Here is a 24,518-nt window from a genome sequence, read left to right as displayed (position 1 = left end):
CGCGCCGCAGCGGCGGCTACTTGCGCGGCGAGCGATGCTCGCAGTTCTTCTTGGTGCAATTGGCGTAGAGCGCCAACGCGTGTTCCTGCAGCTTGAAGCCGCGCGATTCGGCGATCGTGCGCTGGCGCTGTTCGATCTGCGCGTCGAAGAACTCCTCGACGCGGCCGCAGTCCAGGCAGACCAGATGGTCGTGGTGCTGGCCCTCGTTGAGCTCGAACACGGCCTTGCCCGACTCGAAGTGGTTGCGAGACAGGATGCCGGCCTGCTCGAACTGCATCAGCACGCGGTACACGGTCGCCAGGCCGATGTCGGCGCCGGCGGACAGCAGCGCCTTGTAGACATCTTCGGCCGTCAGGTGGCGACGGTCGGAGGTCTGGAAGACCTCGAGGATCTTCAGGCGCGGCAAGGTGGCCTTCAGGCCGCTGCTCTTGAGGTCGTCGACTTGGCTCATGGGGGCTCCTGGGCCTGCGGCCCGGCCGGTCTCGCGCACCGGCTCCACTAGAATCGTCTGATCATATCGAGCCTCCCGCGCCAGCGCTCCTGCTGCGCCGCATGGACCTCGACGAGATGCACCTGAGATGCGCCTGACCCTTGCCTGCCGCCTCGCGCGGCCCTCGTTCGCGGCCCTGGCCCTGACCACCGCGTTCGGTGGCTGCAGCACGATGAATCTCACCGAGGACCGGCTGATCGGCCTGGTCACGCCCTACCGGGTCGAGATCGTCCAGGGCAACGTGGTGACCAAGGAGATGATGGCCCTGGTCAAGCCCGGCCAGACGCGCACTCAGGTGCGCGACCTGCTCGGCTCGCCGCTGCTGGCCGATGCCTTCCATACCGACCGCTGGGACTACGTGTTCACGATCCGCCGCCAGGGCACGCCCTATCAGCAGCGGCGCGTGACGGTGCTGTTCAAGAACGACGTGCTCGACAGCGTCGAGGCCGACGAACTGCCGAGCGAGCGCGAGTTCGTCGCCAGCATCGACAACTACCGCTCGAGCAGCAGCATGCCCAAGCTCGCGCTCACGGCCGAAGAGGTGCGAGCACTGCCGGTGCCGACCAAGCCCGCGCCCACCGCGCAGGAAGCCGCGCTGGCCGCTGCTGCGCAGGGACCGGCGCGCGATTACCCGCCGCTGGAAGCCACGCCGTGAGCGCCGCCTCGCAGAACCGCCGGCGCGTTGCGGTTGCCGGTGCGTCCGGCCGCATGGGCCGCATGCTGATCGAAGCCGTGCTCGCCAGCGAGGACTGCGGCCTCGCCGGCGCCCTCGATCGCACCGACAGCCCGGCGCTCGGCCACGACGCTGCGGCCTTCCTCGGTCAGCCCAGCGGCATCGCCATCACCGATGATCTCGGCGCCGCGCTGGCGAACGCCGACGTGCTGATCGACTTCACTCGGCCCGAAGGCACGCTGGCCCACCTGGGCGCCTGCCGCGCGCGTGGCGTGCAGATGGTGATCGGCACGACCGGCTTCGATGACGCTGGCCGCGCGGCCATCGCCGAAGCCGCTCGCGACATCGCGATCATGATGGCGCCCAACATGAGCGTCGGCGTCAACGTCGTGTTGCGCCTGCTCGAGCAGGCGGCCAAGGCGCTCAGCCACGGCTACGACATCGAGATCATCGAGGCGCATCACCGCCACAAGGTCGACGCCCCCAGCGGCACCGCGCTCGCGATGGGCGAGACGGTGGCGCGCGCACTCGGCCGCGACCTGAAGCAGTGCGCGGTCTATGGCCGCGAGGGCGTCACCGGCGAGCGCGATCCCTCGACGATCGGCTTCGCGACGGTGCGCGGCGGCGACATCGTCGGCGACCACACCGTGCTGTTCGCCGGCATCGGCGAACGCATCGAGATCACGCACAGGTCCTCCAGCCGCGCGACCTATGCGCAGGGCAGCCTGCGCGCGGTGCGCTTCCTCGCCGGCCGCGCCAGCGGGCTGTACGGCATGGACGACGTGCTCGGCCTCGCGCGCTGAGGCCCGGATCGCGCATGGGCAGCATGGCCGCGGTCTGGAGCGAGGGCGACGCGGTTGGCCGCGCGGTGGCGCTGCTGCTGTTGGCGATGTCGATCACCGCCTGGGTGCTGATCTTCTGGAAGGCCTGGACACTGCGGCGCGCGCGCACCGACATCTCGCGCGGCGTTGCCGCGTTCTGGCAGGCGCCTGACGTCGATGCCGCGCAGCGCCGCCTCGCCGGCCTCGACCGCGAGGAGGTGCTCGCCCCGCTGCTCGATGCGGCGATCGCACAGCCGGCCGGCGGCACGCTCGAGGCCGCGGGCCAGCGCGAGTCGCAGCTCACGCGCCGACTGCGCGACGCGCTGCACGCCGTCGTGCAGCGACTGCAGTTCGGCCAGGTCGCGCTGGCGTCGATCGGCGCGACCGCGCCCTTCGTCGGGCTGTTCGGCACCGTCTGGGGCATCTACCACGCGCTGGTCGGCATCTCGACCTCGGGCTCGGTCGGCATCGACAAGGTCGCCGGTCCGGTCGGCGAGGCGCTGATCATGACGGCCGCCGGCCTCGCGGTCGCGATCCCCGCGGTGCTGGCCTACAACGCCTTCGGCCGCCTGGTCGGCGGCTGCGAGGCCGAGCTCGAAGGCTTTGCGCACGACCTGCGCGAGCTCCAGCTCGGCCGCCGCGCGCACGAAGCCTAGGCGGCAAGACATGGCCTCGTTCGGCCGCCTCGAGCGCACCGCTGCGCCCGCGCCGATGAGCGAGATCAACATGACGCCGCTGATCGACGTCATGCTGGTGCTGCTGGTGATCTTCATGGTCACCGCGCCGCTGATGGCCTCCAGCCTCAAGCTCGACCTCCCCGAAGCCGTCGGCGCCAAGCCCGGCGACGCGCCGGCCTTCGTGGCGGTGTCGATCGACGCGCAGGGCCAGTTCTTCCTCGACGATGCGCGCATCGAGCCGGCCGCGCTGGACGCCCGCCTGGCTGAGGCCGCGAAGGCGCGCCCCGCGACCGAGGTGCAGCTGCGCGCCGACCGCGCCGTGCCCTACGGCCGCGTCGCCGAGCTGATCGGGCGCATCCAGGCGGCGGGTCTGAACCGCATCGCCTTCATCGCGCAGGCGCCCGCACGCTGAACCCCGGGCCGCGGCGCGCGAGGCCCCTCCTAAAATGCGCCGCATGAACGACAAGTACGCTCCGTCCGAGGTCGAAGCCGCCGCGCAGGCGCACTGGAACGCGATCGACGCGTACCGCGTGCGCGAAGACGCCGCCAAGCCCAAGTTCTACGCCTGCTCGATGCTGCCGTATCCCAGCGGCAAGTTGCACATGGGCCACGTGCGCAACTACACCATCAACGACATGATGGCGCGCTACCTGCGCATGAAGGGCAGGAACGTGCTCATGCCGATGGGCTGGGACGCCTTCGGCCTGCCGGCCGAGAACGCCGCGATCGACAAGAAGGTCGCGCCGGCGAAGTGGACGCGCGACAACATCGCCGACATGAAGTCGCAGATGCAGCCGCTGGGGCTGGCCTTCGACTGGTCGCGCGAGGTCGCCACCTGCGACGCGAGCTACTACAAGTGGAACCAGTGGTTCTTCCTGAAGATGCTCGAAAAGGGCATCGCCTACAAGAAGACCCAGGTCGTCAACTGGGATCCGGTCGACCAGACCGTGCTCGCGAACGAACAGGTCATCGACGGCCGCGGCTGGCGCTCGGGCGCGATCGTCGAGAAGCGCGAGATCCCCGGCTACTATCTCGCGATCACGCAGTACGCCGACGAGCTGCTGGCCAATGTGGCCGATCCGGCGGCGCCGGGCTACCTGCACGGCTGGCCCGAGCGCGTGCGGCTGATGCAGGAGAACTGGATCGGCAAGAGCGAGGGCGTGCGCTTCGCCTTCACGCACGACATCCGCGACGCGAACGGCGCACTGATCCAGGACGGCCGGATGTACGTGTTCACGACGCGCGCGGACACCATCATGGGCGTCACCTTCTGCGCCGTCGCGCCGGAGCATCCGCTGGCGCAGCACGCGGCTGCGTCCAATCCCGCGCTCGCCGAGTTCATCGAAGCCTGCAAGGCCGGCGGCACCACCGAGGCCGAGCTCGCAACGAAGGAGAAGGAAGGCCGCCCCACGGGTCTCCACGTCACGCATCCGATCACCGGCCAGCAGGTCGAAGTCTGGGTCGGCAACTACGTGCTGATGAGCTACGGCGACGGCGCGGTGATGGGCGTGCCCGGCCACGACGAGCGCGACTTCGCGTTCGCGCTGAAGTACGGCCTGCCGATCATGCAGGTCGTGCACGTGGACGGCGAGCACTACGACTACACGCGCTGGCAGGAGTGGTATGCCGACAAACAGCGCGGCGTGACGATCAACTCCGACAACTACAGCGGCCTGCACTACCAGGACGCCGTCGACGCCATCGCCAAGGCGCTCGCCGCCAAGGGCCTGGGCGAGAAGAAGACCACCTGGCGCCTGCGCGACTGGGGCATCAGCCGCCAGCGCTACTGGGGCACGCCGATCCCCATCATCCACTGCGACGACTGCGGCTCGGTGCCGGTGCCGGAGAAGGACCTGCCGGTCGTGCTGCCCGAGGAGCTGATCCCCGACGGCTCCGGCAATCCGCTGAGCAAGTGCGCCTCGTTCCTGAACGTCGGCTGCCCCCAGTGCGGCAAGCCGGCCCAGCGCGAGACCGACACGATGGACACCTTCGTCGACTCGGCGTGGTACTACATGCGCTACTGCTGCCCGGACAGCGAGGGCGCGATGGTCGACGCGCGCAACGACTACTGGATGCCGATGGACCAGTACATCGGCGGCATCGAGCACGCGGTGCTGCACCTGCTGTACGCGCGCTTCTGGACCAAGGCGATGCGCGACCTCGGCCTGGTCAAGTTCGACGAACCGTTCACGCGCCTGTTCACGCAGGGCATGCTGCTCAACGAGTGCTACTTCCGCGAGGACGCCTCGGGCAAGAAGCGCTGGTTCTATCCGAGCGAAGTCGAGGTGCAGTTCGACGACAAGGGCCATCCGGTCGGCGCCACCGCGAAGGAGGACGGCCAGCCCGTCTCGCTCGGCGGCATCGAGAAGATGTCGAAGTCGAAGAACAACGTCGTCGAGCCCAAGGACATCATCGCCAAGTTCGGCGCCGACACCGCGCGCCTGTTCACGATGTTCGCCGGCCCGCCGGACCAGAGCGCGGCATGGTCCGACTCCGGCGCCGAAGGGAGCTTTCGCTACCTGCGCCGCCTGTGGGCCTTCGCGGTCAAGCAGCGCGAGGCGATCGCCTCCGCCGGCACGAGCTTCGACGGCCTGAGCGCCAACGCGGCCGCGCTGCGACGCGAGGTGCACTCGCTGCTGCGCCAGATCGGCCACGACTACGACCGCCTGCAGTACAACACCGTGGTCTCGGGCGCGATGAAGCTGCTCAACGCGCTCGAGGGCGCACAGCTCGCCGACACGCCGGCCGACCGCGCCGCGCTGCGCGAAGGCATGGGCATCCTGCTGCGTGCGCTGTACCCGGCGGCGCCGCACATCGCGCACGCGCTGTGGCAGCAGCTGGGCTACGCGCGCGAGCTGGGCGACCTGATCGACGCGCCCTGGCCGGCGATCGACGAGTCGGCGCTGGTGCAAGACGAGATCGAACTCGTGCTGCAGGTCAACGGCAAGCTGCGCGGCTCGCTCAAGGTGCCGGCCAACGCCGACAAGGCGGCGATCGAGGCAGCTGCGCTGGCGTCGGCCGAGGTGGCCAAGTTCGCCGAGGGCCGCCCGCCGAAGAAGGTGGTGGTGGTGCCGGGCCGGCTCGTCAACGTGGTCGCCTGATGCGCCGGCGCACCGGGTTGGCCGCGCTCGCGGCCGCGGCACTCTCGGCCTGCGGCTTCGCGCTGCGCCAGCCGCCCAAGCTGCAGATGCAGCGCATCGCGCTGCACGGCTTCGAGCCGCGCACGCCGCTCATCGAAGAACTGCGGCGCCAGATCGCCGCCGGCGGCAGCCGCGTGGTCGAGAGCCAGGCGCAGGCCGACCTCGTGCTCGAAGCGCTGTCGACCAAGCGCGACAAGGTCGTCGCGGCGCAAACGGCCGCCGGCCAGGTGCGCGAGTTCACACTGCGCCAGCACTTGCGCTTTCGCGCGCGCACGCCGGCCGGCCGCGTGCTGATCCCGGAGACCGAACTGATGCTGAGCCGGGACATGAGCTACAACGAGACCGACGCGCTGGCCAAGGAGCAGGAAGAGGCCATGCTCTATCGCGCGATGCAGGTCGACATCGTCGACCAGCTGATGCGCCGCCTCGCCGCGCTGCCATCGCCCTGAATCCGCGATCAGACCGACTGCCGCGATGCAGCTTCGCCCCGACCAGCTCGCCGCTCACCTGAAACAAGGCCTCGCGCCGCTGTACGTGGTGCACGGCGACGAGCCCCTGCTCGCGCTCGAGGCGGCCGACGCGATCCGCGCCGCCGCGCGGGACGCCGGCCACACCGAGCGTCAGGTCCACACCGTTGCCGGCAACTATTTCGACTGGAGCTCGCTGCTGGGCGCCGCAAGCGCGATGAGTCTGTTCGCCGACAAGCAGCTGGTCGAGATCCGCATTCCTTCCGGCAAGCCCGGCAAGGACGGCTCGGCCGCGCTGCAGCAGTTCTGCGAGCGGCTGCCCGAGGACACCGTCACGCTGGTGCAGCTGCCACGGCTGGAGCGCCAGCAGCAGCAAAGCGCGTGGTTCCTGGCGCTGGAGGCGGTGGGCGTCTCGATTCGCGTCGACCCGATCGAGCGCGGCAAGCTGCCGGCCTGGATCGCCCAGCGCCTTGCGCAGCAAGGCCAGCGCGTCGCAAGCGGCGAGGAAGGGCAGCGCACGCTGGCCTTCTTTGCCGATCGCGTCGAAGGTCACCTGCTCGCCGCGCAGCAGGAGATCAAGAAGCTCGCGCTGCTGTATCCCGAAGGCGAGCTGAGCTTCGAGCAGGTCGAGCGTTCGGTCGGCAACGTCGCGCGCTACGACGTCTTCAAGCTCGGCGAGGCGGTGCTGGCCGGCCAGGTCGAGCGCATCACGCGCATGCTCGACGGCCTGCGCGCCGAGGGCGAGGCCGCCGTGCTGGTGCACTGGACGCTGGCGGAGGACATCCGCGCGCTGCGCCGCTGCAAGGAAGCGCAAGGCGCCGGCAAGCCGCTGCCGATGGTGCTGCGAGAGCAGCGCGTCTGGGGCGCCAAGGAACGGCTGTTCGAACGCGCGCTGCCGCTGCTCGACGAAACGCGGCTCGAGCAGCTGCTCGAGGCCGCGCACGTCTGCGATGGCTTGGTCAAAGGCCTGCGGCACCCCGATTGGCCCGAGGATCCTTGGGAGGGCCTGCGTCGCCTGGCACTGCTGGTGGCCGCGCCGCTGGTGCCGCCGCAGGCCGGCAACGCGCGCGCGCGGCTCGTGCTGCGCGCGTGATCGAAACGAGACGGCGCCTGCCGCCGTGCTGCCGGCAGGCACTCGAGCTCAGTGGCAGATCGCGCTGACGTTCAGCTGGACCCAGGGGGCCGTGTCGGTCTGGGAGATGTGCCAGGCGATCGTGTCGCCCTGCGCCACGGCCTCTGCCGACGTCGTGCTGCTGCTCGACTCCATGGCCCCCAATGTCGCCAACGAGAGCGTGACCGACATCGCGGTCGGTGAGCCATTGCGCCACAGCGTGACGGTGACGTCGTTCGGTGCGGCACTTTGAATGATCGTTCCGCTGACGTAGATGCCGTCGAACGTGCAAGCCAGCGGCATGGCGACCGCCTGAGCGGCGTAGTTGTTGCTGGTGCCATTGTAGTTGACGCTTCCGCTGACCGGCGCATAGATGGCGGTCTGCGCCGGCATGGAGATGTGCGCAACGAACACCACGGGATCGGTGCCGGCTGGACCTTGAGGCCCCGGGTCGCCCTGGTCCCCCTTTGGGCCTTGAATGCCGGGGTCGCCTTGGTCACCTTTCGGGCCCTGAGGACCTGTCAACTGGACACCGGTGGCGGGCCAGCCTGAGGCCGTCTTAGGCCCATACAGCGTGGCCGAAGCCGTATCGAAGTACAGGTCACCGATGGCACCCAAGTTGACCGCGGGCAGGCCGGTGCCGGTCAGGATGGAGGCTCCATCTGCACCATCGGCGCCATCTGCGCCATTGGCCCCATCCGCTCCGTCAGCCCCATTGGAACCATCCGCCCCGTCAGCACCATCGACTCCTGGCGCGCCCGCCGGTCCGACCAGTGAGGTGCCGGCCGCCGGCCAAGCACCACCGGCCTTCGGGCCGAACAGCGCCACGGTCGCGGTATCGAGATAAAAGTCGCCATCGGCGCCGATCCCGTTGTTCGGCGCGCCGGCGCCGCTGAGCAGGCTCTTGCCGGAAGTGCCGGCAGCTCCGGCAGGCCCCGTAGGCCCCGTAGGCCCCGCCGGCCCGGTCGGCCCCACGGCGCCGACCAGCACGACGCCGGTGGCAGGCCACGCGCCGTCTGCCTTCGGCCCCCTCACGGCACTGCTGGACAGATCCAGGTAGAAGTCACCGTCGACGCCAATGTCACCGGACGGCGCGCCGAAGCCGCTGCGCAGGCTGGCTTGGCCGTTCTGGGTGGTCGTCGCCAGCGAGATCGGCGTTGCCGGCCAGCCATCGACGGTCTTGGGTCCGTAAAGCTGCCCGGCCGCGTAGTTCAGATAGAAGTCGCCGGTCGAGCCGATCGCATTGGACGGCGCGGTCGTACCGCTGTAGATGGCATGGGCCTGGCCCGTCAACCCGCCGGCGGTCACGTCGAGCCGCCCTACGCCACGATCGTCGCCCCCGCCGCAAGCGGCCAGGCCAAGCGCCATGCACAGGCTCAGCAGCTTGATGGAGCCGAAGAGCAGATTCGGTTTTCCATGTTGGAGACTCAAACTCATTTCCGCATTCCTCCCTGTATTGGCTTGTTGCGCGATATCACGGCCGATTCGGGAAGAGGCCGTTGACGGCGATCGCAACCGTCACCCCGAGATAGGGGCTCAGCAGCGGCACCGGGGACGCACCACCGGCAGACTCGACGTCGACAGGACCTGTCGCCATTCCGGTATTGGCCAAGGAAGGAATTGCATAGCTGGCGAACTCACCGCGCCCATCGCCGGAAGCGGTCACGGCTGGTACGGCGCCCCCAGGGGCGTAAGTGGTGCCGCTGCTATTGCTCGCCTTTTGCGTGTAGGTCGCAACATGAGTATGGGACGGCATTTGCGACTGGAGGAGAACCACGTTCTCCTGACCGCCATACTGGCCGAGGTTGTATCTCGACAGGTCAGGGCCCTGCCCGGAACCAATGGGAAACCGCCCACGGAAATCCGGCAGCGCAAAATTATTCACGCCATTGCCGCCAAACGTCGTGCCGATCAGCGAGAACAACGCCTCGTTTCCTGCAATGGGAAGCAGTCGTCCATCGCAAGGCAGCCAGTCTTCCGGCGCGTAACTGATCGCAAAGAAGCGAATCTCGCCAATGTATTGATCGCCCAAAGCCATTCCATACCCCTTATCAAGACCGTGAAATGCAAAACACCACACTCAGGTGATGGCCGGTTCATTCTAGGGATATGGCTGATATCAAACGATGGGCAATCCATTGATCTATTGATCAATACCGGCACGAATCTGGACAAGAATAGGGGAGATATGTTTCTTATCAAGAAAGAAATGGGTGGCGTTCAATTGGACATTCCAAGGTTGCGACTAAGGCGCAGCAATGGCTCGCGGCGGCCGAGCGCGCCGGCGAGGGTCGTCCTGAACTCCGGCGCGCTCAGTAACCGCGCGAGCGATCAACGAGGTGCGACAGCGCGGCGCCGATCCGCAGGGCCCGAACGTTGGCGGCGGCCACCTCGGCCGCGCTGCGCGGGTCGGTCTGCGCCGCGGCATGCGGCAGCACGGTCACATGCGGATGGGCCCAGAACGCGTGGCCATGCGGCAGCGGCTCGCGGCGAAACACGTCGAGCACCGCATGTCCGATGCGGCCCGTTTCCAGCGCGGCCAACAGGTCCGCCTCGACGACATGGGCCCCGCGTGCCAGGTTCACGAAACCGGCGCGTGGCCTCATCAGCGCAAAGCGCGCCGCGTTGAAGAGACCGCGCGTCGCGTCGGTCAACGGCAGCAGGTTGATGACGACGTCTGCGGCGCCGAGCACGTCGGGCAGCGCGCCGAACCCCGCGCGGACCTCGATGCCGTCGACCGCACGCGGATTGCGGCTCCAGCCGATGACGCGATAGCCCATTGCGGCAATGCGACGCGCGGCCGTCGCGCCCATCTCGCCGAGGCCGAGCACGGCGACGCTGAGCTCGTCGGCGCGGCGCTGGCCATGCGGCGCCCAGCGCGCCTCGCGCTGCAGCGCCTGGTAGCGAAAGAAGCCGCGGTGCAGGCTCAGCACGGCCCACAACGCGGTCTCGGCCATTGCTGCATTCATCGCCGGGTCGACCATGCGTGCGATCGGCACGCCCGCCGGCAGCGAGGTGTCGTCGAGCAGGCGGTCGACACCGGCCCACAGCGACTGGATCAGCGCGAGCCGCGGCAGCCCGGCGAGCGATCCGGGCGGCGGGTTCGCGACGATCGCCACATCGATCGCCTCGCGCGGACCGTCGTCGGCCTGCGTGACGAAGCGCTCGCCCGGCAAGGCAGCCTCGAGCGCAGGGCGCCACAGTGCCCAGTCGTCAGCGTCAAAGCTGCAGGCGAGCAGGATGCTCATGCCGACGTGGCGAGCGACAGGAGCCGGTCGAGCACGAAGGCCGCGCTCTGGCCGCGCACCGCCGCGCGGTCGCCCGGCCAGATGCGCTGCTCGGTGCGGGCCTCGATGCGGCCATCGGCCGCGCGGCGCGCGAAGCCGAACCACACCAGACCGACCGGCTTGGTCGCGCTGCCTCCGGTTGGCCCTGCGATGCCGGTGACCGCCGCGGCGAGCTGGGCGCGCGAACGCTGCAGCAGGCCCTCGGCCATCGCTCGCGCGACTTCTTCGCTCACTGCACCGTGCGCGGCGATCAGCGCGGCCGGCACGCCGATCAGCTCGCTCTTGGCCTCGTTGCTGTAGCTGACGACGCCGCGCTCGAACCAATCGCTCGAGCCCGGGACACTGGTGCAGGCCGCGGCGATCAAGCCCCCGGTGCAGCTCTCGGCGGTGGCGACCATGAGGTTGCGCGAGCGCAGCGCATCGCCGAGCGCGAGCACGCGCGGCTCGAGGCCCTGCAGCGAGTGCAGTGCATCGATCATGGCCAGACGAAGCGCCACAGCGCGATGGCGATCAGCGTGCAGCCCGCCGCAACGAGATCGTCGAACAGGATGCCGAAGCCCTGCGCCCAGCCGATCGGCGCAGGCCCGGCGGCACCGAGCCCGCGCCGCTTGAACAGCGCGTCGGCCCAGCCCACCGGTCCCGGCTTGGCGGCATCGAAGAAGCGAAACAGCGCGAACGCGACAAACTGCGCCCACAAGCCCGCCGGCGTCACGAGCCACAGCACGAGCCAGAACGCGATGACCTCGTCCCAGACGATCGCGCTCGGATCGGCCACCGCAAGCCGCTGCGCCGTGCGCGTGCAGGCCCACCAGCCCACCGCCGTGCCGGCCAGCAGCAGCCAGCCCCATTGCGCGGCGTCGAGCCAGCGGTCGAGCACGACGAAAGCCAGCCAGGCCCACAGCGTGCCGACGGTCCCGGGCGCTACCGGGCTCAGGCCCGAGCCGAAGCCGAGCGCGATCGCATGCGCCGGGTGCGCGAGCAGGAAGCGTGCGTCGGCGCGACGCGGCGCTGTTGCGGTGGCCATGTCAGCGCTCGTCGCCATCGTCGCGGAAGTGGTCGAAGCTGCGGAAGGTGGCCCAATCGAGCAAGCCGCCGCCGGCGTCGAGCAGGCGGATCCCCGGCGCGGGTTCGATGCGGCCGATGCAGCGCGCGCCGACACCGGCTTCATGCGCGGCCGCGCGCACGCGCTCGGCCGCGGCCTCGGGCGCGGTGAACAGCAGCTCGTAGTCATCGCCACCGGACAAGGTGCAGGTGCGCCGCCAGTGGTCCGGTTGCCCGGCCAGGTCGGCACTGGCCGGCAGCGAGTCGACTTCGATCGTCGCGCCCAGCGGCGCGCCGGCTGCGCCGCTGTTGCGCAGGATGTGACCGAGGTCGCCCAGCAGGCCGTCGGAAACGTCGATCGCCGCGCTCGCCACGCCGCGCAGCGCGATGCCCAGCGCCACGCGCGGCTGCGGCATCTCCATCGCGCGGCGCACGCGCTCGAAAGCGGCGCCCTCGAGCGCGACCGTGCCGCGAAAGCACTCCAGCGCCAGCCGTGCATCGCCGATGCCGCCGCCTGACGGGTGGCTGACCCACAACGCATGGCCGGGTCGCGCGCCAGAGCGCAACAGCGCACCGCCGGCCGGCACTTCGCCGAACACCGTGATGCACAGGTTCAACGGCCCGGCCGTCGTGTCGCCGCCGACCAGCGCGCAGCGGTGCGCGTCGGCCAGGGTGTACAGCCCTTCGGCAAAGCCGGCCAGCCATCTGTCGTCGGCGCGCGGCATCGCCAGCGCGAGCGTGAAGGCCAACGGCTGCGCGCCGACGGCCGCCAGGTCCGACAGATTGACCGCCAGCGCCTTGTGCCCCAGCCGCGCCGGCGCGACCGTCGACAGGAAATGGCGGCCCTCGACCAGCATGTCGCTCGACACCGCGAGCTGCATGCCGGCACGCGGCGCGAGCAGGGCGCAGTCGTCGCCGGGACCCAGCGCGACGCCGGGCGCAAAGGCCCGCGCGGCCGCGCCGCTGTGGCGCGCGAAGTGGCGCGCGATCAGTTCGAACTCACCAAGGCTCATCGCCGCGATTGTGCCGGCCGCTGCGCCACCCACGGGCCCCGAAGGGGCCGATCAAAAACCCGCCGCGCAAGGCTGAAGCGCCGATCGGCATGCGCGCGCGGCATGGCCCCAGGCCAACATCGGCACGCCCGGGCGACCCACCCCTTCCTACAATCAACCCGCCGTACCGCCCTGCGTCCAGGGCTGCTTGCCAAGGATCCGCCATGCCGACCGAAGACAACAACAAGCGCAACCAGCTGCGTCAGGCTGCGCTCGAGTACCACGAGTTCCCGACCCCCGGCAAGATCGCGATCGCGCCGACCAAGCAGCTCGTCAACCAGCGCGACCTCGCGCTGGCCTATTCGCCAGGTGTCGCGGCCGCCTGCGAGGAGATCGTCGATGACCCGGTCAACGCCTTTCGCTACACCTCCCGCGGCAACCTGGTCGCGGTGGTGACCAACGGCACCGCCGTGCTGGGCCTGGGCGACATCGGCCCGCTGGCCGCCAAGCCGGTGATGGAAGGCAAGGGAGTGCTGTTCAAGAAGTTCGCCGGCATCGATGTGTTCGACATCGAGATCGCCGAGCGCAACCTCGACAAGCTGGTCGACTGCATCGCCGCGCTCGAACCGACCTTCGGCGGCATCAACCTCGAGGACATCAAGGCCCCGGACTGCTTCTACGTCGAGCGCAAGCTGCGCGAGCGCATGAAGATCCCGGTCTTCCACGACGACCAGCACGGCACCGCCATCGTCGTCGGCGCGGCCCTGATCAACGGCCTCAAGGTCGTGGGCAAGGACATCGCCCGGGTCAAGCTGGTGACCTCGGGCGCCGGCGCCGCGGCGCTGGCCTGCCTGAACCTGCTGGTCAAGCTCGGCCTGCCGCGCGAGAACATCTGGGTCACCGACCTCGCCGGCGTGGTCTACCAGGGCCGCACCGAGCTGATGGATCCCGACAAGGCCGAGTTCGCACAGACCACGACGCAACGCACGCTGGCCGAGGTGATCGACGGCGCCGACGTGTTCCTCGGCCTGTCGGCCGGCGGCGTGCTCAAGAAGGACATGGTCGCCAAGATGGCCAAGAGTCCGCTGATCTTCGCGCTGGCGAACCCGAACCCGGAGATCTCCCCCGAGGACGTCAAGGCCGTGCGCGACGACGCGATCATGGCGACCGGCCGCACCGACTATCCGAACCAGGTCAACAACGTCCTGTGCTTCCCGTACATCTTCCGCGGCGCGCTCGATAGCGGCGCGACGACGATCACCGACGAGATGGAGGTCGCCGCGGTCCATGCGATCGCAGAGCTGGCCCAGGCAGAGCAAAGCGAGGTGGTCGCCGCCGCCTATGCCGGCGCCAACCTGAGCTTCGGGCCCGAGTACCTGATCCCCAAGCCCTTCGATCCGCGGCTGATGATCAAGATCGCGCCGGCCGTGGCGCAGGCCGCGGTCGACTCCGGCGTCGCGACGCGTCCTGTCAAGGACATGGACGCCTATCGCGAGAAGCTGCAGAGCTTCGTCTATGCCTCCGGCACGACGATGAAGCCGATCTTCACGCTGGCCAAGCGTGCCAGCGCCAAGCGCATCGCGTTCGCCGAGGGCGAGGAAGAGCGCATCCTGCGCGCCGCGCAGATCCTCGTGGACGAGTGCATCGCCCGCCCGACGCTGATCGGCCGGCCGGCGGTGATCGAGCAGCGCGTCGAGCGCTTCGGCCTGCGCCTGCAGCAAGGCCGCGACTACGACGTCGTCAACACCGACCACGACGAACGCTACCGCGACTACTGGCAGACCTACCACCGCATGATGGCGCGCAAGGGCGTCACGCAGCAGTTCGCCAAGATCGAGATGCGCCGCCGCCTCACGCTGATCGGCACGATGCTCCTTCACAAGGGCGAGGTCGACGGCATGATCTGCGGCACCTGGGGCCAGACCACGATGCACCTGTCGTTCATCGACCAGGTCATCGGCCGCCGCCCGGGCGTCAACACCTTCGCGTGCATGAACGGCCTGATCCTGCCGAACCGGCAAGTCTTCATCGTCGACACGCACGTCAATTACGACCCCAGCGCCGCGCAGCTCGCGGAGATCACGGTGATGGCGGCCGAGGAGATGCGCCGCTTCGGCGTCGTGCCCAAGGCGGCACTGCTGAGCCACTCGAACTTCGGCACCAGCCAGCAGCCGTCGGCCCTGAAGATGCGCGAGGCGCTGGAGCTGATCCGCCAGCGCGCACCCTGGCTGGAGGTCGACGGCGAGATGCACGGCGACGCCGCGCTCGACGCCCCCGGCCGCGCCGAGCTGATGCCGTTTTCCACCCTGACCGGCGAGGCCAACCTGCTGGTCATGCCCAACATCGACGCGGCCAACATCTCCTACAACCTGCTCAAGACGACCGCCGGCGGTGGCATCGCAATCGGGCCGGTGCTGCTGGGCGCGGCCAAGCCGGTGCACATCCTGACGCCGTCGGCGACCGTGCGACGCATCGTCAACATGACCGCGCTGACCGTCGCCGACGCCAACGCGGCGCGCTGAAGGCGCTAGGTTTCACAGAAGTGGGCAAAAGCTCACTTCTGTGAACAAATGGTCAGGAGGCCCGTTTGTCAGACATCCTTCAGACCCGAGACACCCCCGTCTCTTGACGCATTCATCAAAAGTTTGCACTCGCAAACTTGGTGAGCATAGCCCTCCGCTGCTGCCGCATTTTTGTGCAGCGGCTTGAGGTTTTCGCCCCGATTCGGTACCATGCCGGCTTCCTTGTAGGGAGAAACCCGTGCCGCCCATCGGTCGGCTCCTGCGATCGTTTCGGCTCGGAGGCTCAGCACGCGCCCTGCTCTTGGCAGCGGCCTTGTGCGGTGCCGGTGGCAGCCAGGCTTTGGTCCCGTCGCCGGTCGAGGCGCCCCAGGTGGCCCTCAGCCAGCTGCCTCCCGAAGCCCAGCGAACGCAGCGACTGATCAGGGCGGGTGGGCCGTTTCCCTACGCGAAGGACGGCACGGTGTTCGGCAACCGGGAGCGATTGCTTCCCCGGGCGCCGCGCGGCTACTACCGCGAATACACGGTGCCGACACCAGGGTCCCGCGATCGGGGGGCCAGGCGCATCGTCTGTGGCGGGAAACCTCCCACCGCACCGGTTGCGTGCTACTACACCGACGATCACTACGCGAGCTTCCGCCTCATCGCGCAGTGAGCCCTGATCATCAACAAGACGCGAGGGGGATCGTCACCATGCTGCTGCAGACCGTCCGTCCCAACATCGTGCAGGCCATCCGCGCATTCCGCGTGGAAGACCTGCAGCTGGCCGCGCAAGATCTTGGCCAACACTTTCTCTACGCCAACCTGGGCGCGGCCCAGTCGAAGCAGGAGGTCCTCGAGGGCATCGCCGAGGCTTTCCTGTTTCCGGCGCACTTCGGCAAGAACCTCGATGCGCTCTACGACTGCATGACCGACCTGGTCAACAAGTCGGGCTCGCAGCCGGGCTTCGTGGTCGTGCTCGAGCAGCTGCCTGACAACGCGCGCTTCGACCGCGAGGCCCGCGAGCAGTTGCTCGATGTCTTTCGCGACGCGGCCGACTTCTGGGCCGAGCGAAAGATTCCATTCAGGTGCTTCTATTCTTTTCAGTAGCCCGCTCCCCGGACATCGGGCAGGGAGAGCGGGCGATGGAAGCCCAAGCAGAAGCCGCCGCGCCGGCCAAGCCGGCCGCCAAATCGGCGGTCAAGAGCACCGCGCCGACCTTCAGCGCCAACATGCCGCTGATGAGCAGCGCCTTCGACACCGCCGGCTGGCTGGCCGCGGCCTGAGCGCAAGGCGACGACACACAACGGGCCCCGCGGGGCCCGTTGCCGTTTTCAGCGCTGCGCGGTCGCCAATGCCACGAACTCGGCCACCGGCACTTCCTCGGCACGCCGCTGCAGGTTGAACGCAGTGTCGATGCCTTGCTGCTCCAGCCAGCGCCCGAGCGTGTGGCGCAGCAGCTTGCGGCGCTGCGAGAACGCCACCGTCACCAGCTCCGACAAGCGCGCGGCATCGATCGCCGCCGGCTGCGCCAGCGGCGTCATGCGCACCACGGCCGATTCGACCCGCGGCGGAGGATCGAAAGCCTCGGGCGGCACGTCGAGCACCGACTCGATGTCGTAGCGCCACTGCAGCATCACCGACAAGCGCCCGTAGTCCTTGCTGCCGGGCGCGGCCGCCATGCGATCGACCACCTCCTTTTGCAGCATGAAGTGCTGGTCGATCACGTGGTCCACCGCGCCGAGCAGGTGGAACAGGATCGGCGTCGAGATGTTGTAGGGCAGGTTGCCGACGATGCGCAGCCGCTGGCCACGCGCGCGCGCCAATGCGGCGAAGTCGACCTCGAGCACGTCGGACTCGATCACTTCGAGCTCGGGGCGCTTGCGCAGCCGCGCCGCGAGATCGCGGTCGAGTTCCACCACCGTGAGCCGCTCGCAGCGCGCGACCAGCGGATCGGTCATCGCTCCGAGCCCGGGGCCGATCTCCACCAGCGCCTCGCCCGAGCGCGGATCGATCGCGTCCACGATCGCGTGCAGCACCGCCTCGTCGGCCAGGAAGTGCTGGCCGAAGCGCTTGCGCGGGATGTGCTTCACCGACGGGCGAGCCTCACTGCGGCGGCTCGCGCATCTCGATGTAGGCGCGCGCGCGCACCTCGCGCGCCCAGTCGTTGTAGGCCGACTCGAAGCGCTGCTCGCGCAGCACGTTGCGCGCGATGTCGCGCAACTGCTTGCGGTCGACCGGCACGCTGCGGCGCTCGAGCACCTCGATCAGATGCACGCCGAAGCGCGAGACCACCGGATCCGAGACCTGGTTGATCGCGAGCTTGTTCATCGCGTCCTCGAACTCCGGCACGAACTGGCCGGGCGACACCCAGCCGAGCTCGCCGCCGTTGGGGGCGGATCCGTCTTCGGAGATCTCGCGTGCGGCTTGCGCGAACGTCGGCCGGCCGGTGGCGATCTGCCGCTTCACGTCGGCCAGGCGCGCGATCGCCTGCTCCTGCGACAAGCCGGCGCTCGGGCGCAGCAGGATGTGGCGCGGGCGGCTTTGCTGGATCATCATGCCGCCGTCTTTGCGGTCGATCAGCTTGAGGACGTGGAAGCCCGCGCCCGAGCGCACCAGCTGCGACGCGAGTTCGCCGGCGCGCAGGTCGCGCACCGCCTCGACGAAGAGATCCGGCAGGCGGTCGGCCGAGCGCATGCCCAAGGCGCCACCTTGCTCCTTGCTGCCGTTGGAGACGTCGGCCACGATGCGCTCGAACGCCTCGCCGGACTTGGCGCGCGCAAGCGCCGCCTCGGCCTGCGCGCGACGCGCCGCGACCTCGGCCTCGGGCGCGCCCTCCGGCACCGCGACGAGCACCTGCGCGATGTTGTATTCGCTCGGCGCGACGCCCGCGCGGCGCGACTCGATGAAGGCATCGATCTCGGCGTCGGTGATCTTGATGCTCGAGTTCACCTCGCGCTCGCGCACGCGCTCGAGCAGGATCTGGTCGCGCAGGTTGGCGCGGAAGCGGTCGAAGTCGGTACCGTCGCGCGCCAGGCGTTCGCGCAGCTGGGCAACGGTGACGCGGTTCGCCGCGGCCACATTGTTGATCGCGCGGTCGAGCTCTGGATCGTCGACCTTGAGGCCGCTTTCGCGCGCATAGGCCAGTTGCGCGCGCTCGTCGATCAGCGTGTCGAGCAGCTGGCGGCGCAGTTCCGCCGGCGCCGGCACCGGCTGGCCGCCGCGCACCGATTCACGCTGCACCGCGGCGAGGCGCTGCTGCACCTCGGCGTTGGTCACCAGCTCCTGGCCGACCACCGCGACGATGTAGTCGGCCGCCCGAGGCGAGGTGCGTGCGTTGCCGGACGCGGTTTGCGCCAGGGCCGGCAACAGAGCGCACGCCAGCGGCAGCGTCACGGCGACGCGGCGCCACAGCACTCGATGGAACGGGTTCGACGGGAAGGTCATGGAAGGGTCAGCGAACTGGCCGCGGGCGCGGCGTCGTCGCGAAGCAGGCGGTAACCGGGAATATTGTCCCTCAGGGTCGACAGAGGGTTGGACCCTAGGCGCGACAGTCCGACCAGCTCGAGCTGGAACATCAGCCGCGTGGTCGCTTCGCTGCGACCCGTGGACAGCCGTTCGGCAACGATGCGCCCGATCCAGCAGCCGGCGTCGTACTCGAAGCCGACCAGCGCGTCGGTGATGCGCGAATCGCGCTTGCTGAAGTTGACGCGCCCGACCGTGTACCAGGCGCCGGCGCAGTTCGCGCTCGGCGTGATGCGCGCCGGCACGCTGCCGTCGCGCGCCGCCTGATCGCGCGCCAGCAGCTCGCTCGCGTACTGCCGGCCCTCGGCATTGAGCGGCCACTGCCAGCCGACCTCGATCTGCTCGGTCGAGTCGCGCGTGAAGCGGTAGCTGGCATTGATGGTGCGCAGCGGCCCGGGCGAGTAGCGCGCGCCGAGCACCGAGCGCACGGAGCGGTTGATCTCCGAGTTGTACTGCAAGGTGCCGTCGAGCCACCAGTTGGGCACCACATTGGTCGCGCCCAGCAGCAGCAGGTCGGACCAGCGCTGGGTGATCGGCTCGTCGTCGGGCGTGACGCGCTGGTCGCGCAGCAGCAGGCGCTGTGCGATGCCCAGGCGCAGCGCCTCCGCCCCGGTCTCGCGGTCGAGGTAGCGCGTCGTGACGCCGGCGGTGATCTGGTGCACGTCGGCGACGCGGTCGACGCCGGAAAACGGGTTCTCCGCAAACACCGAGGTGAAGTTGTAGTCGTTGGCCGCGGCATCGAAGTTCGGCAGGATGCTCTGGCTGCGATACGGCGTGTTGACGTACAGCAGGCGAGGCTCGAGCGTCTGCGTGATCTGCCGCCCGAACGCGCTGGTCTCGCGCTCGAACACCCAGCGGCTGTCGAGCGACACGGTCGGGATGAAGCGCGACGCGCGCGTGCGGCCGTCGGCCATCGGCTGGTCGACGTCGTAGGCGGCGGCGTTGAACGACGCGCGCGGCGTCACGACCCACGATGGCGTGCCCAGCGGATAGAGCGGATAGGCCAGTGAGCCCAGCGCGTGGACGCGCGAACCCTGCTGCAGGCTCGTGTCCTCGTTGCGGAAGCGGTTCGCCTCGGTTTCCCAGCGCCACTCCAAGCCGCCGGCCGAACCGATCTGGCGCAGGCCGACCTGCGGCTCGCGCTCATAGGGCGCGACGATGCGCGCGGAAAGGTCGGTCTCCTGCAGCACTTGCCAGCGCTGCACGCGCGCATAGGCCTGCGTCTCGCCCCAGTCGGTGCGGAAACGCCGCACGGCGCTGGCGTCGGTGGGCAATAGGCGCGGCGTCAGGCTGGGCAGGCCTTCGGAGAAGTCCTTCCAGTAATCCTTGTCCGAGGCGCGCTGCTGCATCCAGGCATAGCCGATCTCGCCGGCCGGGCCGGCCTGCCATTCGCCACGCTGGTCGAGGTTGAGCGACCAGCGGTCGCGATTCGCCTCGCGATCGTTCGGCAGCCCGAAGACCTGGACCGTGCCGCGCGCCCCGGGCTCGAGGAAGCGGAACTCGCCGGCCGCGCCGAAACCTCGGCGGGTCATCACGGTCGGCGTGATCGTCGCGTCGCGGTTGGGCGCGATGTTCCAGTAGTAGGGCACCGCCAGCTCGAAGCCGCTCTTGTTGTCGACGCCGACGTTCGGCGGCAGCCAGCCCGACTTGCGCTCGTCGGTCAACGGAAAGCTCAGCACCGGCGCGGCGAGGATCGGCACGCCCATGAAGCGCAGCACGCCGCCTTCGGCGCGGCCCTCGTTGGCGTCGATGTCGAGCGTGACCTTGTCGGTCGACAGGATCCACGCCGGGTCCTCGGCCGGGCAGCTGGTGTAGGTGGCGCGGATTGCCTCGCCGCGGTTCTCGCCGAGGAAGTTGAAGCGCTCGGCGTGGCCGCCGGCCTGCATGCGCGAGAAGAAGTAGGTCGGCTCGACGAAGTAGCCTTCGAAGCGCGTCAGGTTGAGCGCGAGCTCGGGGCCGCGAAAGACATTGCCCTGGCTCTCGATCACGACCGAGCCGCTGGCGCGCACGAGGTCCTCGGGCTGCCGGTAGGCGACGCGGTCGGCCTTGAGCTTGAGCAGGCCACGACGCATCTCGACATGGCCCTCGGCGACCGATTCGAGATCGGGCGTGCCGTACAACCGGTCGGCCTCGATGACGACCGGCAAGCCGGCGTCGCGCGCGCCGCTGCGCAGCGTCGGCGCGACGCTGGCACCCGATGGGCGCTCGGCAGGCGTGCTGGCGGCAGCGGGTTCGCTGGCAGGGGCGGTGGGCGCCGACTGCGCACCGGCATCGACGCACGCGATCAGCGCGGCGAACGCGACGGGCCGCCATCGCCGCGGCGCCGATGCGTGTCGCCGATCACGGTGCGGCGCGAGGACTGCGTGGGGACGTAGCAAGCGAGGGCGAGCCGGCGGCAGTCCGCGCCGCGCGCGGCCACCGCGCCGACGGGCAGGTGGTTCGTAGAATCCGATCGATTATTCCATGCGCCCTCGGCGCCCGAAGCTTGCGATGAGCCCCGTTCCCTGGTCCGATCCTGCGCGCGAGCAGGCCTTTGCGCAGTGGCTCGCCGACCAGGCCGCGCGGCACGGGCTGCGGCCCGCGTCGCTGCGCATCGCGAGCGCCGACGCGAGCTTTCGCCGCTACCTGCGCGTGGATGCCGCAGACGGCGGCACGCGCATCGTGATGGACGCGCCGCCGCCGCAGGAAGACTGCCGGCCCTTCGTGCACGTCGCCGGCCTGATGGCCGATGCCGGCCTGCATGTCCCGACCGTGATCGAAAGCGACCTCGCGCAGGGCTTCGTGCTGCTCGAGGACCTGGGCTCGCGGCTCTACCTCGACGCATTGCGCGAGGCCGACGACGCGCAGGCCGACGCGCTGATGCGCGAGGCGATCACCGCGCTCGTGCAGTTGCAGTCGCGCGGCGACGCGAGCAGCCTGGCGCCCTACGACGAGGCCCTGCTGACGCGCGAGCTCGAGCTGTTTCCGACCTGGTGCGTCGAGCGCGAGCACGGCATCGTGTGGAGCGACGCCGAGCGCGCGCAGTGGCAGGCGCTCAGCCGGCGCCTGATCGACAGCGCGCTCGCGCAACCCACGGTGCTGGTGCACCGCGACTGGATGCCGCGCAACCTGATGATCGCGGCGCCCAACCCCGGCGTGCTCGACTTCCAGGACGCGGTGCGCGGCCCGATCACCTACGACGTCGCCTCGCTACTGCGCGACGCGTTCTGGTCCTGGGACGAGGCGCGCGAGATCGACTGGGCGGTGCGCTACTGGCAGCAGGCGCGTTCGGACGGCCTGCCGGTCGATGCCGACTTCGGCGAGTTCTGGCGCCAGCTCGAATGGATGGGCCTGCAGCGCCACCTCAAGGTGCTGGGCATCTTCTGCCGCCTCAAGCACCGCGACGGCAAGCCGAGGTACGCGACCGACGTGCCGCGCTTCTTCGCCTATGCAATCAAGGTCGCGACGCGCTATGCGCCGCTGGCCCCACTGGTGCGGCTGATCGAGCCGATGAGCGGCTCACTCACGAGCAGCGCGTTCACGCTGCGCTGACACCGGCAAGGCCGTCTCGCAGCCGGCCGCAGCGAGCCAGGGGTCGCGATCCTCGCCGCCGAAGGTCTCGATCAGGAAGTCGACGAAGGCGCGCGTGCGCGCCGGGATGTGCTTGCGCGTGGGCAGGCCGGCGTAGATCGTCATCGTGAACATGCGCCACTCGCTGAGCACCCGCTCGAGCGCGTTCTCGAGCAGAGCATCCTCGATCACGAACGACGGCAGGCCCGCGATGCCCAGGCCTGCCAGCGCGGCGGCGTAGTGCGTGTCGACATGCAGCGTGCTGAGCGCCGGCTGCGACGGCGTCAGGCCGATGCGCTCGACCTGGCCGTTGACCTCGCGCTGGAAGAACACCTCGGACGCGCGGCCGCCGGAGCGGGGCACGAGCGAGTCGTGGCCGGCCAGCTCGCGCGGATGCTGCGGGCGCCCGCGCCGGTCCAGGTACTCGGGCGCGGCGCAGACCACGAACTCCGTGCGCGCCAGCCGGCGCACGATCACGTCGGCATCGCGCGGCGCTTCGCCCAGCATCAGGATGCTGACGTCGTAGGCCTCGTCGACCGCCTGCACCGCGCCGGGCACCGTGAGGTCGATGGTCACCTTGGGGTAGCGCGCGCGAAAGCGCGGCAGGTGCTTGGCCAGCTGGTGCACCGCGAACGCCGGCGGCGACAGCACGCGCACCTGGCCGCTCGGCTCGCGCGCGGCCTGCGTGGCGAGTGCCTCGGCCTCCTCGACCTCGGTGAGGATCTGGCGCGCGCGCTCCAGGTAGGCCTCGCCAATCTCGGTGAGCGCGAGCCGGCGCGTCGTGCGGTTGATGAGCCGCGCGCCGAGGTGGTCCTCCAGCTCGGCCACCAGGCGCGTCACGACGGCCGGTGACAGCTGCAGCGCCTGCGCGGCACCGACGAAGCTGCCCGATTCGATCACCGACGCGAACACGCGCATCGCACGCAATTGGTCCATGGACCGGATGATGCCAAGTACCGCGCTGAGGCACACTGCGGGCCGCCCATGCCCCGCCTACACGTCGACCTTGCGCTCGCTCCCGGCCTGGAAACGCCGCTGCCCGCCGGCGCCGCGCGCCACGTGCAGGTGCTGCGCCTGCAGCCCGGCCAGGCCGTGACGCTGTTCGACGGCCGCGGCTGCGACTGGCCGGCCGAGATCCTGCGCATGGGCCGCAGCGAGGTGCTGGTGCGCGTCGGCGAGCCGCAGTCCGTGGAGCGCGAACTGCCCGTCGCGGTGACGCTTGCGCTCGGCATGCCGGCCAACGACCGCATGGACTGGCTGGTCGAGAAGGCGACCGAACTCGGCGCTGCGGCGATCGAGCCGCTGGTGTGCGAGCGCTCGGTGCTGCGGCTGGCGGGCGAGCGCGCCGACAAGCGTGTGGCGCACTGGCGCGGGATCGCCGCAGCGGCGGCCGAGCAGTGCGGCCGCGCGCGGCTGCCGCGGATCGCCGCGCCGCGCGGCTTCGGCGAGTGGCTGCGCGAACGAGCGGCGGCCGATGGTGAAGCGCGGCTGGTGCTCAGTCTCGCCGACGGCACCACGGCGCTGGCCCAGGTGTTGCGGACCGATCCGCGCGCGCTGTGCCTGCTCAGCGGCCCCGAAGGTGGCTTGTCGCCGGCCGAGGATGCGGCCGCGCGCGCCGCCGGCTGGCAGCCCGTGACGCTGGGCGCGCGGGTGCTGCGTGCCGAGACCGCGCCGCTGGCCGCACTGGCCGCGGCTGGCGTGCTGGCGGCGGGCGGCTGAACCGAAGTGCTGTCATCGGCGCCGGGCTCGGCGCGGCGCAGAATCGCGCTCGCGAAGCGGTTTCGCGCCGACAGGAGGTTGCCATGGGTTTGCTGGACTCGATCCTCGGTTCACTCGCCGGCCAGGCGTCGCCGCAGGAGGGCTCGCGCGGCGGCGAGCTGTTGATGCAGGCGCTGGCGGCGTTGCTGGCGGGGCAAGGCGGGGGTGCTCCCGGCGGCCTGGGCGGCCTCGTGCAGCAGTTCGAGCGCGGAGGTCTCGGCGACCTTGTCGCGTCTTGGGTCGGGACCGGGCAGAACCTGCCGGTGTCGGGGCGCCAGCTCGAAGAAATCTTCGGCAGCGGCGTCATCGGGCGGTTCGCGCAGCAGCTCGGCTTGCCGCAAGGCCAGGCCGCCGACGAGCTTTCGCAGCTGCTGCCGCAGGTGGTTGACCGCATGACGCCCGAGGGCCGGTTGCCCGAAAGCGGCGGCGGCTTCGACGACATCGGCGCGATCCTCGGCAGCTTCCAGCGCTAGCGCGGCGGCTCGCGCA

General features: G+C 69.9%; 25 protein-coding genes. 14 read left to right on the top strand and 11 right to left on the bottom strand.

All coding sequences use genetic code 11. From position 1 onward, the window contains the following. Positions 1–16 precede the first annotated feature (16 nt). The gene (gene fur / locus ACO2TI_RS18270; protein WP_423286588.1) at positions 17–451 is read right to left on the bottom strand and encodes a ferric iron uptake transcriptional regulator; all 435 of its coding nucleotides are present in this window, start codon (positions 449–451) and stop codon (positions 17–19) included. A gap of 127 nt (positions 452–578) precedes the next feature. Between fur and ACO2TI_RS18265 the strand changes: the two genes are divergently transcribed. From ACO2TI_RS18265 to holA, 7 genes are read left to right on the top strand one after another with little or no spacing between them, the layout of a single operon-like run. Continuing rightward, positions 579–1,145, top strand: coding sequence for an outer membrane protein assembly factor BamE (locus tag ACO2TI_RS18265; protein ID WP_423286587.1), 567 nt, complete (start codon positions 579–581; stop codon positions 1,143–1,145). Beyond that, the gene (dapB, locus tag ACO2TI_RS18260; RefSeq protein WP_423286586.1) at positions 1,142–1,966 is read left to right on the top strand and encodes a 4-hydroxy-tetrahydrodipicolinate reductase; all 825 of its coding nucleotides are present in this window, start codon (positions 1,142–1,144) and stop codon (positions 1,964–1,966) included. Before ACO2TI_RS18265 ends, dapB begins: the two co-directional genes overlap by 4 nt. A 14-nt stretch (positions 1,967–1,980) precedes the next feature. Beyond that, complete coding sequence (locus ACO2TI_RS18255; RefSeq protein ID WP_423286585.1) at positions 1,981–2,640, top strand: MotA/TolQ/ExbB proton channel family protein; 660 nt, start codon at positions 1,981–1,983, stop codon at positions 2,638–2,640. Positions 2,641–2,650: 10 nt separating this feature from the next. Next, positions 2,651–3,073, top strand: coding sequence for an ExbD/TolR family protein (locus ACO2TI_RS18250; RefSeq protein WP_423286584.1), 423 nt, complete (start codon positions 2,651–2,653; stop codon positions 3,071–3,073). A 43-nt stretch (positions 3,074–3,116) separates the two neighbouring features. Then, positions 3,117–5,762 (top strand): leucine--tRNA ligase, encoded by a 2,646-nt coding sequence (gene leuS, locus ACO2TI_RS18245; protein ID WP_423286583.1) that lies wholly within the window; start codon positions 3,117–3,119, stop codon positions 5,760–5,762. Then, positions 5,762–6,250, top strand: a complete 489-nt coding sequence (lptE, locus tag ACO2TI_RS18240) for an LPS assembly lipoprotein LptE (RefSeq protein ID WP_423286582.1) — start codon at positions 5,762–5,764, stop codon at positions 6,248–6,250. Before leuS ends, lptE begins: the two co-directional genes overlap by 1 nt. Positions 6,251–6,275: 25 nt before the next feature. Next, the gene (holA, locus tag ACO2TI_RS18235; protein ID WP_423286581.1) at positions 6,276–7,361 is read left to right on the top strand and encodes a DNA polymerase III subunit delta; all 1,086 of its coding nucleotides are present in this window, start codon (positions 6,276–6,278) and stop codon (positions 7,359–7,361) included. Between the two features lie 48 nt (positions 7,362–7,409). Here the strand turns inward: holA and ACO2TI_RS18230 are convergent, their stop codons facing one another. From ACO2TI_RS18230 to thiL, 6 genes are all read right to left on the bottom strand, one after another. After that, a complete protein-coding gene (locus tag ACO2TI_RS18230) occupies positions 7,410–8,816 on the bottom strand; it encodes a hypothetical protein (protein ID WP_423286580.1) in 1,407 nt (468 codons plus the stop codon). Positions 8,817–8,853: 37 nt separating this feature from the next. Beyond that, positions 8,854–9,417, bottom strand: a complete 564-nt coding sequence (locus ACO2TI_RS18225) for a phage tail protein (protein ID WP_423286578.1) — start codon at positions 9,415–9,417, stop codon at positions 8,854–8,856. Between the two features lie 274 nt (positions 9,418–9,691). Beyond that, a complete protein-coding gene (locus ACO2TI_RS18220; RefSeq protein ID WP_423286577.1) occupies positions 9,692–10,627 on the bottom strand; it encodes a 2-hydroxyacid dehydrogenase in 936 nt (311 codons plus the stop codon). Continuing rightward, positions 10,624–11,145: a CinA family protein gene (locus ACO2TI_RS18215; protein WP_423286576.1), complete on the bottom strand. Its 522-nt coding sequence runs from the start codon at positions 11,143–11,145 to the stop codon at positions 10,624–10,626. The genes ACO2TI_RS18220 and ACO2TI_RS18215 overlap by 4 nt, the downstream gene beginning before the upstream one ends. Further along, positions 11,142–11,690 (bottom strand): phosphatidylglycerophosphatase A, encoded by a 549-nt coding sequence (locus ACO2TI_RS18210; RefSeq protein ID WP_423286575.1) that lies wholly within the window; start codon positions 11,688–11,690, stop codon positions 11,142–11,144. Before ACO2TI_RS18210 ends, ACO2TI_RS18215 begins: the two co-directional genes overlap by 4 nt. A gap of 1 nt (position 11,691) precedes the next feature. Continuing rightward, the gene (gene thiL, locus ACO2TI_RS18205; protein ID WP_423286574.1) at positions 11,692–12,720 is read right to left on the bottom strand and encodes a thiamine-phosphate kinase; all 1,029 of its coding nucleotides are present in this window, start codon (positions 12,718–12,720) and stop codon (positions 11,692–11,694) included. A 203-nt stretch (positions 12,721–12,923) separates the two neighbouring features. Here thiL and ACO2TI_RS18200 point away from each other — a divergent pair, with 203 nt between their 5' ends. The 4 genes from ACO2TI_RS18200 to ACO2TI_RS18185 all read left to right on the top strand — a co-directional run bounded on the left by ACO2TI_RS18200 (position 12,924) and on the right by ACO2TI_RS18185 (position 16,483). Continuing rightward, on the top strand, positions 12,924–15,221 hold the full coding sequence (locus tag ACO2TI_RS18200; protein WP_423286572.1) for an NADP-dependent malic enzyme: 2,298 nt from the start codon (positions 12,924–12,926) through the stop codon (positions 15,219–15,221). A 313-nt stretch (positions 15,222–15,534) separates the two neighbouring features. Then, entirely contained in the window at positions 15,535–15,873 is a 339-nt protein-coding gene (locus tag ACO2TI_RS18195) for a ribonuclease domain-containing protein (RefSeq protein WP_423286738.1), read from the top strand. A gap of 38 nt (positions 15,874–15,911) precedes the next feature. Further along, positions 15,912–16,307, top strand: a complete 396-nt coding sequence (locus tag ACO2TI_RS18190) for a barstar family protein (RefSeq protein ID WP_423286570.1) — start codon at positions 15,912–15,914, stop codon at positions 16,305–16,307. A gap of 35 nt (positions 16,308–16,342) precedes the next feature. Further along, positions 16,343–16,483 carry a hypothetical protein gene (locus ACO2TI_RS18185; protein WP_423286569.1) on the top strand — a complete coding sequence of 47 codons (141 nt, stop codon included), beginning with the start codon at positions 16,343–16,345 and terminating at the stop codon, positions 16,481–16,483. 48 nt (positions 16,484–16,531) lie between these two features. Here ACO2TI_RS18185 and rsmA read toward each other — a convergent pair whose 3' ends face one another. The 3 genes from rsmA to ACO2TI_RS18170 are packed head-to-tail and all read right to left on the bottom strand — an operon-like array spanning position 16,532 to position 21,100. Next, positions 16,532–17,290, bottom strand: a complete 759-nt coding sequence (rsmA, locus tag ACO2TI_RS18180) for a 16S rRNA (adenine(1518)-N(6)/adenine(1519)-N(6))-dimethyltransferase RsmA (RefSeq protein WP_423286568.1) — start codon at positions 17,288–17,290, stop codon at positions 16,532–16,534. A gap of 13 nt (positions 17,291–17,303) precedes the next feature. After that, entirely contained in the window at positions 17,304–18,644 is a 1,341-nt protein-coding gene (locus tag ACO2TI_RS18175; protein ID WP_423286567.1) for a peptidylprolyl isomerase, read from the bottom strand. Next, positions 18,641–21,100 carry an LPS-assembly protein LptD gene (locus ACO2TI_RS18170; RefSeq protein WP_423286566.1) on the bottom strand — a complete coding sequence of 820 codons (2,460 nt, stop codon included), beginning with the start codon at positions 21,098–21,100 and terminating at the stop codon, positions 18,641–18,643. Before ACO2TI_RS18170 ends, ACO2TI_RS18175 begins: the two co-directional genes overlap by 4 nt. A gap of 112 nt (positions 21,101–21,212) precedes the next feature. Here ACO2TI_RS18170 and ACO2TI_RS18165 point away from each other — a divergent pair, with 112 nt between their 5' ends. Beyond that, positions 21,213–22,253, top strand: a complete 1,041-nt coding sequence (locus ACO2TI_RS18165) for an aminoglycoside phosphotransferase family protein (protein WP_423286565.1) — start codon at positions 21,213–21,215, stop codon at positions 22,251–22,253. Here the strand turns inward: ACO2TI_RS18165 and ACO2TI_RS18160 are convergent. Beyond that, the gene (locus tag ACO2TI_RS18160) at positions 22,221–23,207 is read right to left on the bottom strand and encodes a LysR family transcriptional regulator (RefSeq protein ID WP_423286564.1); all 987 of its coding nucleotides are present in this window, start codon (positions 23,205–23,207) and stop codon (positions 22,221–22,223) included. The genes ACO2TI_RS18165 and ACO2TI_RS18160 overlap by 33 nt on opposite strands. A 48-nt stretch (positions 23,208–23,255) precedes the next feature. Here ACO2TI_RS18160 and ACO2TI_RS18155 point away from each other — a divergent pair, with 48 nt between their 5' ends. Both ACO2TI_RS18155 and ACO2TI_RS18150 read left to right on the top strand, forming a co-directional pair. After that, positions 23,256–23,990, top strand: a complete 735-nt coding sequence (locus ACO2TI_RS18155) for a 16S rRNA (uracil(1498)-N(3))-methyltransferase (protein WP_423286563.1) — start codon at positions 23,256–23,258, stop codon at positions 23,988–23,990. A gap of 83 nt (positions 23,991–24,073) precedes the next feature. Beyond that, positions 24,074–24,502, top strand: coding sequence for a YidB family protein (locus ACO2TI_RS18150; protein WP_423286561.1), 429 nt, complete (start codon positions 24,074–24,076; stop codon positions 24,500–24,502). The last annotated feature ends 16 nt before the right edge of the window (positions 24,503–24,518 follow it).

Origin of the sequence: Caldimonas sp. KR1-144 (assembly GCF_049446155.1) — a bacterium.
Lineage (GTDB): Bacteria > Pseudomonadota > Gammaproteobacteria > Burkholderiales > Burkholderiaceae_C > Rivibacter.
The sequence above is the reverse complement of the archived record's forward strand: the minus strand, read 5'-3'. Positions and strand labels throughout refer to the sequence as shown.